This is a genomic window from Streptomyces sp. enrichment culture, assembly GCF_964272895.1.
GTDB lineage: Bacteria > Actinomycetota > Actinomycetes > Streptomycetales > Streptomycetaceae > Streptomyces.
The window spans coordinates 1625843-1640000 of the sequence record NZ_OZ186832.1; the positions used below are offsets into that span (position 1 = coordinate 1625843).

At 70.8% G+C, this 14158-nt stretch carries 12 protein-coding genes and 2 rRNA genes (1 of these 14 only partly in view); 2 read left to right on the forward strand and 12 right to left on the reverse strand.

Annotated elements, in window-relative coordinates:
- Positions 1 to 344: 344 nt before the first annotated feature.
- From recN to ACSU6M_RS07390, 4 genes are all read right to left on the reverse strand, one after another.
- A complete protein-coding gene (gene recN / locus ACSU6M_RS07375) occupies positions 345 to 2063 on the reverse strand; it encodes a DNA repair protein RecN (protein WP_437075040.1) in 1719 nt (572 codons plus the stop codon).
- Between the two features lie 162 nt (positions 2064 to 2225).
- On the reverse strand, positions 2226 to 3131 hold the full coding sequence (locus ACSU6M_RS07380; RefSeq protein ID WP_437068055.1) for an NAD kinase: 906 nt from the start codon (positions 3129 to 3131) through the stop codon (positions 2226 to 2228).
- Positions 3128 to 3943: a TlyA family RNA methyltransferase gene (locus ACSU6M_RS07385; RefSeq protein WP_437068056.1), complete on the reverse strand. Its 816-nt coding sequence runs from the start codon at positions 3941 to 3943 to the stop codon at positions 3128 to 3130. Before ACSU6M_RS07385 ends, ACSU6M_RS07380 begins: the two co-directional genes overlap by 4 nt.
- A gap of 7 nt (positions 3944 to 3950) precedes the next feature.
- Complete coding sequence (locus ACSU6M_RS07390) at positions 3951 to 4232, reverse strand: hypothetical protein (protein WP_437068057.1); 282 nt, start codon at positions 4230 to 4232, stop codon at positions 3951 to 3953.
- Between the two features lie 42 nt (positions 4233 to 4274).
- Between ACSU6M_RS07390 and ACSU6M_RS07395 the strand changes: the two genes are divergently transcribed.
- On the forward strand, positions 4275 to 4622 hold the full coding sequence (locus tag ACSU6M_RS07395) for a sterol-binding protein (protein WP_437068059.1): 348 nt from the start codon (positions 4275 to 4277) through the stop codon (positions 4620 to 4622).
- Between the two features lie 7 nt (positions 4623 to 4629).
- Here ACSU6M_RS07395 and ACSU6M_RS07400 read toward each other — a convergent pair whose 3' ends face one another.
- The 4 genes from ACSU6M_RS07400 to ACSU6M_RS07415 all read right to left on the reverse strand — a co-directional run bounded on the left by ACSU6M_RS07400 (position 4630) and on the right by ACSU6M_RS07415 (position 8692).
- Positions 4630 to 5427: an ABC transporter ATP-binding protein gene (locus ACSU6M_RS07400; RefSeq protein ID WP_437068061.1), complete on the reverse strand. Its 798-nt coding sequence runs from the start codon at positions 5425 to 5427 to the stop codon at positions 4630 to 4632.
- Positions 5428 to 5486: 59 nt separating this feature from the next.
- A complete protein-coding gene (locus tag ACSU6M_RS07405) occupies positions 5487 to 6548 on the reverse strand; it encodes a FecCD family ABC transporter permease (RefSeq protein WP_437068062.1) in 1062 nt (353 codons plus the stop codon).
- A complete protein-coding gene (locus tag ACSU6M_RS07410) occupies positions 6545 to 7588 on the reverse strand; it encodes a FecCD family ABC transporter permease (protein ID WP_437068064.1) in 1044 nt (347 codons plus the stop codon). Before ACSU6M_RS07410 ends, ACSU6M_RS07405 begins: the two co-directional genes overlap by 4 nt.
- A gap of 75 nt (positions 7589 to 7663) precedes the next feature.
- The gene (locus ACSU6M_RS07415; RefSeq protein ID WP_437068065.1) at positions 7664 to 8692 is read right to left on the reverse strand and encodes an HAD hydrolase-like protein; all 1029 of its coding nucleotides are present in this window, start codon (positions 8690 to 8692) and stop codon (positions 7664 to 7666) included.
- Positions 8693 to 8766: 74 nt separating this feature from the next.
- Between ACSU6M_RS07415 and ACSU6M_RS07420 the strand changes: the two genes are divergently transcribed.
- Positions 8767 to 10050 (forward strand): DUF1015 domain-containing protein, encoded by a 1284-nt coding sequence (locus ACSU6M_RS07420; protein ID WP_437068066.1) that lies wholly within the window; start codon positions 8767 to 8769, stop codon positions 10048 to 10050.
- Positions 10051 to 10143: 93 nt separating this feature from the next.
- Here ACSU6M_RS07420 and ACSU6M_RS07425 read toward each other — a convergent pair whose 3' ends face one another.
- The 4 genes from ACSU6M_RS07425 to ACSU6M_RS07440 form a co-directional block, all read right to left on the reverse strand.
- Complete coding sequence (locus ACSU6M_RS07425; protein ID WP_437075042.1) at positions 10144 to 10911, reverse strand: hypothetical protein; 768 nt, start codon at positions 10909 to 10911, stop codon at positions 10144 to 10146.
- Positions 10803 to 11924 carry a hypothetical protein gene (locus tag ACSU6M_RS07430; protein ID WP_437075044.1) on the reverse strand — a complete coding sequence of 374 codons (1122 nt, stop codon included), beginning with the start codon at positions 11922 to 11924 and terminating at the stop codon, positions 10803 to 10805. The genes ACSU6M_RS07425 and ACSU6M_RS07430 overlap by 109 nt, the downstream gene beginning before the upstream one ends.
- Positions 11925 to 12099: 175 nt before the next feature.
- Positions 12100 to 12216: ribosomal RNA gene (gene rrf, locus ACSU6M_RS07435) — 5S ribosomal RNA — on the reverse strand.
- A gap of 103 nt (positions 12217 to 12319) precedes the next feature.
- Positions 12320 to 14158 (reverse strand): 23S ribosomal RNA (locus ACSU6M_RS07440) (it continues 1284 nt past the right edge of the window).

Sequence of the window (14158 nt, forward strand, 5' to 3'; positions counted from 1 at the left end):
GGACCGCACGGATTCCTCCGCACACACGGCCAAGGATGCCAGCCCGCGGGGCGGTTCCGGCTGTGCCGACCTCAGGAAGCCTGGCCCGGATCGCCCCAAAGCTCACCCACTCGGGTGAACCAGACCGCTGGAACCGGCCCGACGCGTCCCCCCACACCGGCCCTACGCGCCCACCTCCACTGGCCCTACGCGTCCACCCGCACCGACCCCACGGCGTAAACCCGCACCAGCCCTACGGCATCCACCCGCACGGCCCCACAGCGGCCACCCGGACAGACCGCACGGCGGCCACCCGCACAGACCAACGCCCCCCACGTCGGGCCCACGCCTCCGCCGCAGCAGCTCTACGCGTCCGCCCGTGCCGTCGCCAGGAGTTCCTCCGCGTGGGCCCGTGCCGTCTCCGAGTCCTCCTGGCCGGCGAGCATCCGCGACAGCTCGCGCACGCGGTCCTCGCCCTCCAGGACCTTGACGCCGGAGCGGGTGACCGAGCCGTCGTTGGTCTTCTCGACGAGCAACTGCCGGTCGGCGAAGGCGGCGACCTGCGGCAGATGGGTGACCACGACGACCTGCGCGGTCTTCGCGAGCCGCGCCAGGCGCCGCCCGATCTCCACGGCCGCCTTGCCTCCGACACCCGCGTCGACCTCGTCGAAGAGATAGGTCGGCACCGGGTCCGTCCCGGCGAACACGACCTCCACCGCCAGCATCACGCGGGACAGCTCACCGCCGGACGCGCCCTTGGCGATGGGCCGCGGCGGCGCCCCCGGATGCGGGGCCAGCAGCAGCTCGACCTCGTCGACGCCGGACGGCCCGTAGGCGACCGTGCGCCCGCCGACCTCCACGCCCTCCGGGTCCTCGGTCTGCCGGATGTCGAAGGACACGCGCGCGTGCGGCATCGCCAGCGAGGCCAGCTCGGCGGTCACCGCGGCGGCGAACCGCTCGGCGGCCTCCGTACGGGCGTCCGTCAACGCCTGTGCCAGCGCGCCCAGCTCGACGCGCAGCGCGTCCCGCTCGGCGGTCAGCTCCCCGATCCGCTCGTCGTCGCCGTCCAGCTCGGTCAGCCGCGCGGCACCGCGCTCCGCCCAGGCCAGCACGGCGTCGATGTTCTCGCCGTACTTCCGGGTCAGCGCCGTCAGCGCCGCCCGCCGCTCCTCCACCGCCGCCAGCCGCAGCGGATCGGCGTCCAGATCGTCGGCGTACCCGGCGAGCTCCCCGGCCACATCGCCGAGCAGGATCCCGATCTCCCCGATCCGGTCGGCCAGCGCCGCCAGCGCCGGATCGTGGGACCGTACGGCCTCCAGAGCCCGGTGCGCGCCCGCGACCAGCGTGCTGGCGTCGACGCCCTCGGGGTCCTCGGGGTTGCCCGCGAGGGCCGCGTGCGCGGCCGTCGCGGCGGACGCCAGCGCCTCCGCGTGCCCCAGCCGCTCGGCCTCCTCGGCCAGCTCGGCGTCCTCCCCGGCCCGCGGCTCCACGTCGGCGATCTCGTCCAGCCCGTAGCGCAGCATGTCGGCCTCCTGGGCCCGCTCGCGCGCACGCGTGGTGATCTCGTCGAGCTCGGCGGTAACGGCCCGCAGCCGCTGGTACGCCTCGGCGTACTTGGCGAGCGGCACGGCCACCGCGTCCCCGGCGTACCGGTCGAGCGCCTGCCGCTGCCGGGACAGCTTCAGCAGCCCCTGCTGATCGGTCTGCCCATGGACGGCCACCAGCTCGTCGGCCAGCTCCGCCAGCAGCCCGACGGGCACACTGCGGCCCCCGAGGTGCGCCCGCGAGCGCCCCTCGGCCGAAACGGTACGGCTGATCAGCAGCGCCCCGTCGTCCAGCTCGGCCCCGGCCTCCTCGGCCCGCACGGCCACGGCGGCGTCCGCGTCCAGCGCGATCCGCCCCTCCACGACCGCCTTGTCGGCCCCGATCCGCACCAGCGCCGGATCCGCCCGCCCGCCCAGCAGCAAGCCCAGGCTCGTGACCACCATCGTCTTGCCCGCACCCGTCTCACCGGTGACGGCAGTGAACCCGGGCGACAGCTCGACAACCGCGTCGTCGATGACGCCGAGCGACCGTATCCGCATCTCTTCCAGCACGGGGAAGACCTTACGAGGTGAGGAGCGGGGAGTGCGAGGTGGCCTTGTCACCCAGGGGAGTGGACGCCGGGAAAGGGGCGCGGGGAACTGCGCGAGCAACCACAACGGGCCCGCGCCCGGCGACACGGACGCACCACCCCCACCAGCCGCCTAGTGAGGCGCCCCCCGCCACCCGGAAACCGGCAGCGCGAACTTCGCCACCAACCGATCCGTGAACGAAGCGTGATGCAGCCGAGCCAGCCGCACCGGCACGGCCCCCCGCCGCACCTCCACCCGAGCCCCCGGAGGCAGCTCCACGGTCCGCCGCCCGTCGCACCACAGCACACCCGGCGGAATGTGCGGCAGAACCTCCACGGCCAGCACGGAATCAGGCGAGGTCACCAACGGCTTCGCGAACAACGCGTGCGCAGAGATCGGCACCATCAGCAACGCCTCCACCTCGGGCCACACCACCGGCCCGCCCGCGGAGAACGCATAGGCCGTGGACCCGGTCGGCGTCGACAGCACAATGCCGTCACACCCAAACCCCGTCACCGGCCGCCCGTCGATCTCCAGCACCACCTCAAGCAGCTTCTCGGCGCCCGCCTTCTGCACGGCCGCCTCGTTCAGCGCCCAGTCGGTGTGCACGATGTCCCCGTTGCTGTGCACGACGACATCGACGGTCATCCGCTCCTCGACCTCGTACGACCGCGTCACGACCCGGTCCACGACCTTGTCGAGGTCGTCCCGCTCGGCCTCCGCGAGGAACCCCACCCGCCCGAGGTTGACGCCCAGCATCGGCACCCCGGAGGCCCGCGCGAACTCCGCGCCGCGCAGCAGCGTCCCGTCCCCGCCGAGCACGATCAGCAGCTCGCACCCGTCGAGGCACTGCGGTGTCGCCTCCTTGACCAGCTGCACCTCGTCCGGCAGCGGCAGATCGCGGGCCTCCTGCTCCAGCACCCGCACCCCGATACCGGACCGCAGCAGCCCCTTGACCACGAGCTCGGCGCTGCGAATGGCCGCCGGCCGCCCGGTGTGGGCCAGCAGGAAAACAGTACGAGCTCGGTTCTGTGTCAACGCGGCCCCTCCGCCACTGCACGATCGACGTCGGCCGGGTCCAGTGCGGGGGCCCCGGCGCGCAGCCAGAGAAAGTACTCGACGTTCCCGGAGGGCCCGGGCAGCGGACTGGCGGTGACACCCTTCACCCCGAGCCCCAGCTCCCACGCCTTATCGGCCACGCCCCGCACGGCCTCCGCCCGCAGCTGCGGACTCCGTACGACACCCCCACTGCCCAGCCGCTCCTTCCCCACCTCGAACTGCGGCTTGACCATCATCACCAGATCGGCGTCCGGCCGCACGCACTTTGCGAGCGCGGGCAGCACCAGGCCGAGCGGGATGAAGGAAAGATCGCCCACGACCAGGTCCACCGGCTCACCGTCGATCGCCTCCAGCGTCAACTCGCGTACGTTCGTACGGTCCTTGACGGTGACGCGTTCATCGCTCTGCAGCGACCAGGCCAGCTGCCCGTAGCCCACGTCGACGGCGACGACGTGCGCGGCGCCGGCCCGCAGCAGCACATCCGTGAAGCCTCCGGTCGACGCGCCCGCGTCCAGCGCCCGCCGTCCCTCGACGACCAGGCCCTGCGGCACGAACACCTTCAGCGCCCCGGCGAGCTTGTGCCCGCCACGGGAGACGTACTCGGGATCGCTGTCGTCGGCCTGCACGACGATCGCCGCGGCCGTCTCCACCTGGGTGGCCGGCTTGGTCGCGACGGTCTTGCCGACGGTCACCCGGCCCGCGGCGATCAGCTGGCTGGCATGCTCGCGCGAGCGCGCGAGCTTCCGGCGGACCAGCTCCGCGTCCAGACGGCGGCGTGCGACTCCTGCCACGTTCGGTTCAGCTCCTACTGCTGTACGACGAAGGGGGCGCCGGAGGTCCCGGGCGGGCGTCGAGCGCGGTGAGCGCGTCACGCAGCCCCCGGTGTACATCCTCGTACACCTCCAGATGTCCGTCCGTGGCGAGGTGGTCGGCGTCGGCCAGCCGCTCCAGCTGGGCGTCGACCTCGGCGTGGCCGGTAGGGGTGCGCGGGACGTCGAGGGGGGCCGGGGCGGAGGGGGCCTCGTCGGGGAGGTCCGGCTCCCCCGCGGGGAGGTCCGGCTCCGGAACAGCGTCGCTCATGCCCCGACGCTACCTCGGAACGCTGCGGTACCGTCGGTGACGATGGCGACGATCGAGGAGTGCCGTGCCGCACTCGACAGGCTCTCGGAGAACATGGGCGGGGCCGAGGGCGACGTCCGCGCGGCCGCCGCGCTGGACCGGTCGGTGAGCTGCCGCATCACCGACCTGGACGTCACCTTCGTGGGCCGGATGTCGGGCGGCCGCATCCACGTCCAGGACACCGTCCAGGGCCCGCCCCCGCAGAAGGCCCAGATCCGGCTGGCCATGACCGGCGACGACCTGGTGGCCCTGGTCGACGGCGAGCTGCCCTTCGCCAGGGCCTGGGGGTCGGGCCGGGTCACGTTGCACGCGGGAGTGCGCGACCTGCTGCTGCTGAGGAAGCTCCTCTAGACGCCCCCTAGGCCCGCGCGCGTGCCTTGCGGGCGGCCGGCACCACCAGCGGCGTGCCCGTCTCCGGGTCGTCGATGACCTGGCAACGCAGCGAGAAGACCTCCTCGACCAGCCCGGCCGTGACCACGTCGTTCGGGGAGCCCTGTGCGATGACCTTGCCGCCCTTGAGGGCGATGAGGTGCGTGGCGTACCGGGCGGCGTGGTTGAGGTCGTGCAGGACGGCGACGAGGGTGCGGCCCTGCGTCTCGTGCAGCTCGGCGCACAGGTCGAGGACGTCGATCTGGTGCTGGATGTCGAGGTACGTCGTCGGCTCGTCCAGCAGCAGCAGCGGCGTCTGCTGGGCGAGGGCCATCGCGATCCACACGCGCTGGCGCTGACCGCCGGACAGCTCGTCGACGTACCGGTCGGCGAGCTCGGCGACCCCGGTCTGCGCCATGGACTCCTGGACGACCCGCTCGTCCTCGGCCGACCACTGGCGCAGGATGCCCTGGTGCGGATAGCGGCCGCGGCCCACCAGGTCGGCCACCGTGATCCCGTCGGGCGCCACCGACGACTGCGGCAGCAGACCCAGGGTGCGCGCCACCTTCTTCGCCGGCATCGACTGGATGGCCTGCCCGTCCAGCAGCACCCGGCCCTGGCTCGGCTTGAGCATCCGCGACAGCGCCCGCAGAAGCGTCGACTTGCCGCACGCGTTCGGGCCGACGATCACGGTGAAGGAGTTGTCGGGGATCTCCACCGACAGCTGCTCGGCGATGACGCGCTGGTCGTAGGCGAGGGTGACGTTCTCGGCGGACAGGCGGTTCACGGTGCTCCTTGAAGGGTTCTCGTACGAAGTGCTCCTCGATGTGCTCATCGCAGCGGGGGTCATATCCGTCCCGCCCGTCGCTCGGTGACCAGCAGCCACAGCAGGTAGACGCCGCCCACCACGCCGGTGACCACGCCCACGGGCAGCTGGTCGGCGCCGAACAGCCGCTGCGAGCCCCAGTCGGCGGTGACCAGCAGGGCGGCGCCCATGCACAGGGACGCCAGCAGATTGGGGCCCGGCGAGCGGGTCAGACGGCGGGCGAGCTGCGGCGCGGTGAGGGCGACGAAGCTGATCGGACCGGCCGCGGCGGTCGCGGACGCGGTGAGCAGCACGGCGGCCACCATCAGCAGCATGCGGACGCGCTCCACGCGCACGCCGAGCGCGTTCGAGACGTCGTCGCCCATCTCCATCATCCGCAGCCCGCGCGCGTTGGCGAGCACCAGCGGGATCAGCACGACGCACAGCCACAGCAGCGGCCACACCTGCTCCCAGCCCCGGCCGCTGAGCGACCCGGTCATCCACACGACCGCGCGGGAGGCGTCGACCAGGTCGGCCTTGGTGAGCAGATAGCCGTTGACGGCGGTGGCGATGGCCGACACACCGATGCCGACGAGGACGAGCCGGTAGCCGTGCACGCCCCGCTTCCAGGCGAGCAGATAGATCGCCGTACCGGTCACCAGACCGCCGACGAGCGCGCCGACCGCGACCTGCTCGGCGGTGCCGGACAGCAGCACGATCACCGTGAGCGCGCCGGCCGTCGCGCCCTGGCCGAGGCCCAGCACGTCGGGGCTGCCCAGCGGGTTGCGCGAGACGGCCTGGAACAGCGCGCCGCCGAGCCCGAGCGCGGCACCGACCAGCAGCGCCACCAGGACGCGCGGCAGCCGCAGCTCGTTGACGATGAACTCCTGGCCGGCGTTGCCGTTCCCGAGCAGCGTCTTCAGCACGTCGCCGGCCCCGATGGGGAAGTCGCCGGTGCCGATCAGCAGGACGCTCGCGGTGAGCGCGGCCGCCAGCAGCGCGACGACGACGAGGAACGCCCGCAGATCGAGACGGACGGACAGCCCGCCCGGCGTGCGCAGGGCGCGGGTGGTCCCGCGCGGGTTCTTCACTGCGGTGCTCACAGCTGGGCCGTCCTCCGCCGTCGTACGAGAAAGATGAAGACCGGGCCGCCGATGATCGCGGTGACGATGCCGACCTGGAGCTCCGAGGGCCGGGCCACGATCCGGCCGAGGACGTCCGCGCCGAGCAGCAGCACCGGCGACAGGACGGCCGCGTACGGCAGGATCCAGCGCAGGTCGGGGCCGGTGAAGGAGCGCACCACGTGCGGCACCATCAGACCGACGAACACGATCGGGCCGCAGGCCGCGGTCGCCGCCCCGCACAGCACGGTCGCGGCGAGCATCGACAGCGCCCGGGTGCGGCCCAGGTGGGCGCCGAGGGCCTTGGCGGTGTCGTCGCCCATGGCCATCGCGTTCAGCGGACGGGCCAGGCCGAGCGCGAGCAGCGTGCCGACGGCGATGAAGGGCAGCACCTGGGTGAGGGTCTCGTCGGTCGCCGAGTTCAGCGAACCGACCGTCCAGAAGCGCATCTTGCCCAGGGCCGCCTCGTCCATGATCATCACGGCCTGGAGATAGCCGTAGAGGGCGGCGCTCAGCGCGGTGCCGGCCAGCGCGAGCCGCACCGGCGTGGCGCCCCGGCTGCCGCCGAGGAACCAGACCAGCGCGCCCACCGCGGCCGCCCCGAGGAACGCGAACCACACATAGACGCTGAGGCTGGTCACCCCGAGGAAGGTGATCGCGCTGACCACCGCCGCCGACGCCCCGGCGTTGATACCGAGCAGGCCGGGGTCGGCCAGCGGGTTGCGGGTGAGCGCCTGGAGCACGGCACCGGCCAGGCCCAGCGCGGAACCGGCGAGCAGCCCGAGGAGCGTGCGCGAGAGCCGCTCGTCCACGACCGTGTCGCTGTAGGTCCCGGAGGCCCCGAACAGACCGTGCCAGACCTGCTCCAGCGACAGCTCCTTGGCCCCGATCGCGATGCTCGCCACCGCGACGCACGCCAGGATCAGGACCGAGACGAGAAGCCCGGTGGCACGTAGCGCGCCACGCTTGGGGGGCGCGGGGGCAACTTCCGCGCGCTGTTCAGGGGGACTGTCGACCAACACGCAGGTTAGGTTAGCCTACCCTGCCATTTTGGACGATGCCCGTCCACGCCCCGGCTGCCGCCACCTGAGCCTCCCTCAGAGCCCCAGCCGCGCCAGCGCCTTGCACCCGTCCAGCGTGCAGGAGCCCTCCCCCGCCGCCGTCCAGGCCGCGGCGCACAGCGCCCGCAGTCCGTCCAGCGCCTCCCCGTCCCCGTCCAGTTCCAGCCGCTCGGCGCCCGCGGTCGCCGTCCACCCGCCGCACCGGAAACCCTCGCCAGCCTCCACGACCTCCGGCTGCCCGGTGAGCAGCCCCCGCAGATCGGCGTCCACATACGTCGGCCGGTGCCGCGGCGGCGCCGCCAGCAGTTGCGCCCCGTCCGTCACGCCGGTCAGCACCAGCAGCGAGTCCACCTCCCCGTTGAACGCGCCCTCGATGTCCGTGTCCAGCCGGTCCCCCACGACCAGCGGCCGCTCCGCCCCCGTCCGCAGAATGGTCTCCCGGTGCATCGGAGGCAGCGGCTTGCCCGCCACCTGCGGCTCGGCCCCGGTCGCGATCCGCACGACCTCCACCGCCGCCCCGTTCCCCGGCGCGATCCCCCGCCCGCTCGGAATCGTCAGATCCGTGTTGGACGCGAACCACGGCACCCCGCGCGCCACCGCGTACGACGCCTCCGCGAACCGCCCCCACGGCAGCTCGGGCCCCCCGTACCCCTGCACCACGGCGGCCGGATCGTCGTCGGCGCTGTCCACGGGCACCAGCCCCCGCTCCCGCAGCGCCACCCGCAGCCCCTCCCCGCCGACCACCAGCACCCGCGCCCCCGCCGGCACCTGCTCGCTGATCAGCCGCGCCACCGCCTGCGCCGACGTGATGACATCCTCCGCGCCGGTCGGTATCCCCAGCTCGGTCAGATGCGCGGCCACCGCGTCCGGGGTCCGCAGCGCGTTGTTGGTGACGTACGCCAGACGCATCCCGCCCTCCCGGGCGACGGCCAGCGACTCCACGGCGTGCCGAATCGCGCTGCCGCCCGCGTACACCACCCCGTCCAGGTCGAGCAGCGCCGTGTCGTACGCCGCGCTCAGGGCCTGCCCACTGCCCTCGGGCCTCGTCCTGACGACCTGGCTCATTCCGCATCGCTCCTCGTTCGCTCCGCCTTTCCCCCGATCATCGCGCATGCCACCGACCCACGTACGATGCCCTGATGAACACTGCAGGTCACTCGGAAGCAACGGCGCCCCGGGGCCTGGAACTCACCCCGTTCCGAGGCCTGCGCTACGACCCCGACCGGGTCGGCAGCCTGGCGGCCGTCACCTCACCGCCGTACGACGTCGTCGTACGCCCCGACGGCGTGCACCACCTCCAGGACGCGGACCCCTACAACATCGTCCGCCTGATCCTCCCCCAGGCCGGCACCGTCGGCGCCCGCACCGAGCAGGCCGCCGACACCCTGCGCCGCTGGCTCGCCGAGGGCGTCCTGACCGCCGACCCCGAGCCCGCCCTGTACGTGTACGAGCAGCGCCACGCCGACGGCATGCTCCAGCGCGGCCTCATCGGCAACCTGCGCGTCTCCGACCCGTCCGAGGGCATCGTGCTGCCCCACGAGGACGTCATGCCGCACATCGTCGCCGACCGCGCCGCCCTGATGCGCGCCACCTGGGCCAACCTCGAACCCCTGTTGCTCACCTACCACGGCGACGGCTCGGCGGCCGAGGTCGTCGAGCGCACGGCCGAGCAGCCCCCGCTCCTGTCGACGACCACCGAGGACGGCTACTGCCACCGCCTCTGGTCGGTCACCGACCCCGCCGACCTCACCCGAGTACGCGAGGACCTCTCCCACCAACAGGCCCTGATCGCCGACGGCCACCACCGCTGGGCCACCTACCGCCGGCTGCGCGCCGAGCACCCCTCCCCCAGCCCCTGGGACCTGGGCCTGGTCCTCCTCGTGGACACCGCCCGCTACCCGCTGCGGGTCCGTGCCATCCACCGCCTCCTGCACGACCTGCCCGTCGCCGACGCCCTGGCCGCCGTGGAGCCCCACTTCCGCGTACGCCGCCTCGACCTCCCCCTCCCGGAGGCCCTGGAGACCCTCGCCGACGCGGCCTGCGACGGCAACGCCTTCCTGCTGGCCGGCGACGGCTCCTTCCACCTCATCGACCGCCCGGACCCGGCCCTGCTGGACCGCACGGTCCCCGCCGACCGCCCCACCGCCTGGCGCACCCTGGACGCGACCGTCCTGCACGCCACGCTCCTCGCCCACATCTGGCACGTCCCCGAGGACGACCCGGCCCGTATCGCCTACATCCACGACACCGCCGCCACGGTCGCCAAGGCCGAACGCGACGGCGGTACGGCCGTCCTCATGCACCCGGTCCGCGAGGACGTCGTGCGCGCCCTCGCCCGCCAGGGCGTCACCATGCCCCGCAAGTCGACGTCCTTCGGCCCGAAGCCGGCCTCGGGCCTGGTCCTGCGCGCCCTGGACATCTGACACGCCGGACATCTGAGCCCCCGCACACACGAAAAAGGGCGGGCCCCCGACACCGGGAGCCCGCCCTTTCACTCACTCACTCAGCGACGCCGTTCAGTCCTCGTCGCCGGCCTTCTTCTCACCCATGTCGTCCTCGACCGCCTCGGGCCCCTCGGACTTCTCGTCCCGGCCCTCGCCGCTCTCGTCGAGCGCGTCGACGAACTCGACCCCGTCGAGCTCCGCCAGCCGGTCCGACGCGTCGGTGCTGCCGTCCCGGTCGGCCTCCACGGCCTTCGCGAACCACTCCCGCGCCTCGCCCTCACGCCCGGCCGCCAGCAGCGCGTCCGCGTAGGCGTACCGCAGCCTGGCGGTCCACGGCTGTACGGCGTTGGAGGCCAGCTCGGGGCTCTGCAGCGTCACGATGGCCGCGTCCAGCTGCCCCATGTCACGCCGGGCACCGGCCGCGACGAGCCGCATCTCGACCTGCCCGGCCTTGTCGAGCTTGTTCACCTCGGGCGCCCCGGCCATGTCCAGCGCCTTCTCCGGCCGACCGAGCCCACGCTCGCAGTCCGCCATCACCGGCCACAGCTCCACGGTGCCGGTCATCCGCCGCGCGGCCCGGAACTCCGCGAGCGCCTCCGCGTACTTCTGGTTGGCGTACGCCGCGAACCCGGCCGCCTCCCGCACCGCAGCGACACGCGAGGCCAGACGCAGAGCCACCCTCGAGTAGCCGTAGGCACCCTCGGGGTCCTCGTCGATGAGCCGCGCCACCATCACCAGGTTCTTGGCGACGTCCTCGGCGAGCGTCTTGGGCAGGCTCTGCAGCTCCTGCCGTACGTCCTTGTCGATCTCGTCGCCCGTGACGTCCTCGGGGATCGGCAGCCGCTTGATCGGCTCACGGTCCCGGTCCCGCTCGTCCCGGAACCGACCGCCACCGCGCCGGTCGTCCCCGCCACGGCGGTCGTCGCCACCGCGCCCACGGAACCCACCGCGGTCACCGCCGGGCCGCCCGCCACGGTCGTCCCTGCCCCGGAAGCCACCACGGCCCCCACGGTCGTCCCGCCCCCGGAACCCGCCGCGCTCACCACGGCTGTCGTCCCGACGGAACCCACCACGGTCGCCATCACGGCGGTCGTCACGCCGGAAGTCGTCACGGCGGTCGTCCCGACGGTCATCGCGCCGGAAGTCCTCACGGCGGTCGTCCCGACGGTCGTCACGCCGGAAGTCCTCACGGCGGTCGTCGCGGCGGTACGAGGGCCGGTCGCCGCGGTCGTCACGCCGGAAGGACGGGCGCTCACCGCGGTCGTCACGCCGGAACCCACGGTCTCCGCGGTCATCACGTCGGTCGTCACGTCGGTCGTCACGCCGGCCGTAGCCACCACCGCGGTTGTCGTCCCGACGGAACCCACCACGGTCACCGTCACGGCGGTCGTCGCGCCGGTCGTCCCGGCGGTCATCGCGCCGGCCGTACCCGCCACCGCCACGGTTGTCGTCACGCCGGAAGGAGGGCCGCTCACCCCGGTCGTCATCCCGCCGGAACGACGGGCGCTCACCGCGGTCGTCACGCCGGAACCCACGGTCCCCACGGTCTCCGCGGTCATCACGTCGGTCGTCACGCCGGCCGTAGCCACCACCGCGGTTGTCGTCCCGACGGAACCCACCACGGTCACCGTCACGGCGGTCGTCGCGCCGGTCGTCCCGGCGGTCATCGCGCCGGCCGTACCCGCCACCGCCACGGTTGTCGTCACGCCGGAAGGAGGGCCGCTCACCCCGGTCGTCACGGCGGTCATCGCGACGGAAACCACCACGGTCACCGTCACGACGGCCGTAGCCGCCACGGTCGCGGTCGCCCCGGTCACGGTCGTTGCGGTCGCCGTCCCGGCGGAAGCCACCACGGTCGCCGCGGTATCCGCGGTCCCCACCGTCCCGTCGCCGCTGGTCGCGCTCCGGACGGTCGTCGGGAGAGTTGGTGGACATGGTGACTCCTGTCTTCGGTACCGCAAGCATTGTAAAAACAAAAGGACCCCCGGTCCCAGCTGAACGCTGGTGACCAGGGGTCCTCCAAAGATTGTTCGGCGGCGTCCTACTCTCCCACAGGGTCCCCCCTGCAGTACCATCGGCGCTGTAAGGCTTAGCTTCCGGGTTCGGAATGTAACCGGGCGTTTCCCCTACGCTATGACCACCGAAACCCTAATGGTTTCGAGCGAACAAGCACACTCTGTAATTGTCTGTTCTGCTCAAACCGGCAACGGTCGTTGCCTCAGAACTAACACAGTGGACGCGAGCAACTGAGGACAAGCCCTCGGCCTATTAGTACCGGTCAACTCCACACGTTACCGTGCTTCCATATCCGGCCTATCAACCCAGTCGTCTACTGGGAGCCTTACCCCATCAAGTGGGTGGGAGTCCTCATCTCGAAGCAGGCTTCCCGCTTAGATGCTTTCAGCGGTTATCCCTCCCGAACGTAGCCAACCAGCCATGCCCTTGGCAGAACAACTGGCACACCAGAGGTTCGTCCGTCCCGGTCCTCTCGTACTAGGGACAGCCCTTCTCAAGACTCCTACGCGCACAGCGGATAGGGACCGAACTGTCTCACGACGTTCTAAACCCAGCTCGCGTACCGCTTTAATGGGCGAACAGCCCAACCCTTGGGACCGACTCCAGCCCCAGGATGCGACGAGCCGACATCGAGGTGCCAAACCATCCCGTCGATATGGACTCTTGGGGAAGATCAGCCTGTTATCCCCGGGGTACCTTTTATCCGTTGAGCGACGGCGCTTCCACAAGCCACCGCCGGATCACTAGTCCCGACTTTCGTCCCTGCTCGACCCGTCGGTCTCACAGTCAAGCTCCCTTGTGCACTTACACTCAACACCTGATTGCCAACCAGGCTGAGGGAACCTTTGGGCGCCTCCGTTACCCTTTGGGAGGCAACCGCCCCAGTTAAACTACCCATCAGACACTGTCCCTGATCCGGATCACGGACCCAGGTTAGACATCCAGCACGACCAGACTGGTATTTCAACGACGACTCCACCTGAACTGGCGTCCAAGCTTCACAGTCTCCCAGCTATCCTACACAAGCCGAACCGAACACCAATATCAAACTGTAGTAAAGGTCCCGGGGTCTTTCCGTCCTGCTGCGCGAAACGAGCATCTTTACTCGTAGTGCAATTTCACCGGGCCTATGGTTGAGACAGTCGAGAAGTCGTTACGCCATTCGTGCAGGTCGGAACTTACCCGACAAGGAATTTCGCTACCTTAGGATGGTTATAGTTACCACCGCCGTTTACTGGCGCTTAAGTTCTCAGCTTCGCCTGGACGAATCCAAGCTAACCGGTCCCCTTAACGTTCCAGCACCGGGCAGGCGTCAGTCCGTATACATCGCCTTACGGCTTCGCACGGACCTGTGTTTTTAGTAAACAGTCGCTTCTCGCTGGTCTCTGCGGCCACCCCCAGCTCACGGAGTAAATCCGATCACCAGGAATGGCCCCCCTTCTCCCGAAGTTACGGGGGCATTTTGCCGAGTTCCTTAACCATAGTTCACCCGAACGCCTCGGTATTCTCTACCTGACCACCTGAGTCGGTTTAGGGTACGGGCCGCCATGAAACTCGCTAGAGGCTTTTCTCGACAGCATAGGATCATCCACTTCACCACAATCGGCTCGGCATCAGGTCTCAGACTGTATGCAAGGCGGATTTGCCTACCTTGCGTCCTACACCCTTACCCCGGGACAACCACCGCCCGGGATGGACTACCTTCCTGCGTCACCCCATCACTCACCTACTACCAGCTCGGGTCACCGGCTCCACCACTCCCCTTCACCCGAAGGATCCGGGGCGGCTTCACGGGCTTAGCATCACTGGATTCGATGTTTGACGCTTCACAGCGGGTACCGGAATATCAACCGGTTATCCATCGACTACGCCTGTCGGCCTCGCCTTAGGTCCCGACTTACCCTGGGCAGATCAGCTTGACCCAGGAACCCTTAGTCAATCGGCGCAAACGTTTCTCACGTTTGTATCGCTACTCATGCCTGCATTCTCACTCGTCAACCGTCCACGACTACCTTCCGGTGCCGCTTCACCCGGCAGACGACGCTCCCCTACCCATCAACACACCCGTTGG

Coding starts and splice junctions, on each gene's coding strand:
- recN (WP_437075040.1), bottom strand. CDS start 2,063: ATGCGGATACGGTCGCTCGGCGTCATCGACGACGCGGTTGTCGAGCTG.
- ACSU6M_RS07390 (WP_437068057.1), bottom strand. CDS start 4,232: ATGAGCGACGCTGTTCCGGAGCCGGACCTCCCCGCGGGGGAGCCGGAC.
- ACSU6M_RS07395 (WP_437068059.1), top strand. CDS start 4,275: ATGGCGACGATCGAGGAGTGCCGTGCCGCACTCGACAGGCTCTCGGAG.
- ACSU6M_RS07415 (WP_437068065.1), bottom strand. CDS start 8,692: ATGAGCCAGGTCGTCAGGACGAGGCCCGAGGGCAGTGGGCAGGCCCTG.
- ACSU6M_RS07420 (WP_437068066.1), top strand. CDS start 8,767: ATGAACACTGCAGGTCACTCGGAAGCAACGGCGCCCCGGGGCCTGGAA.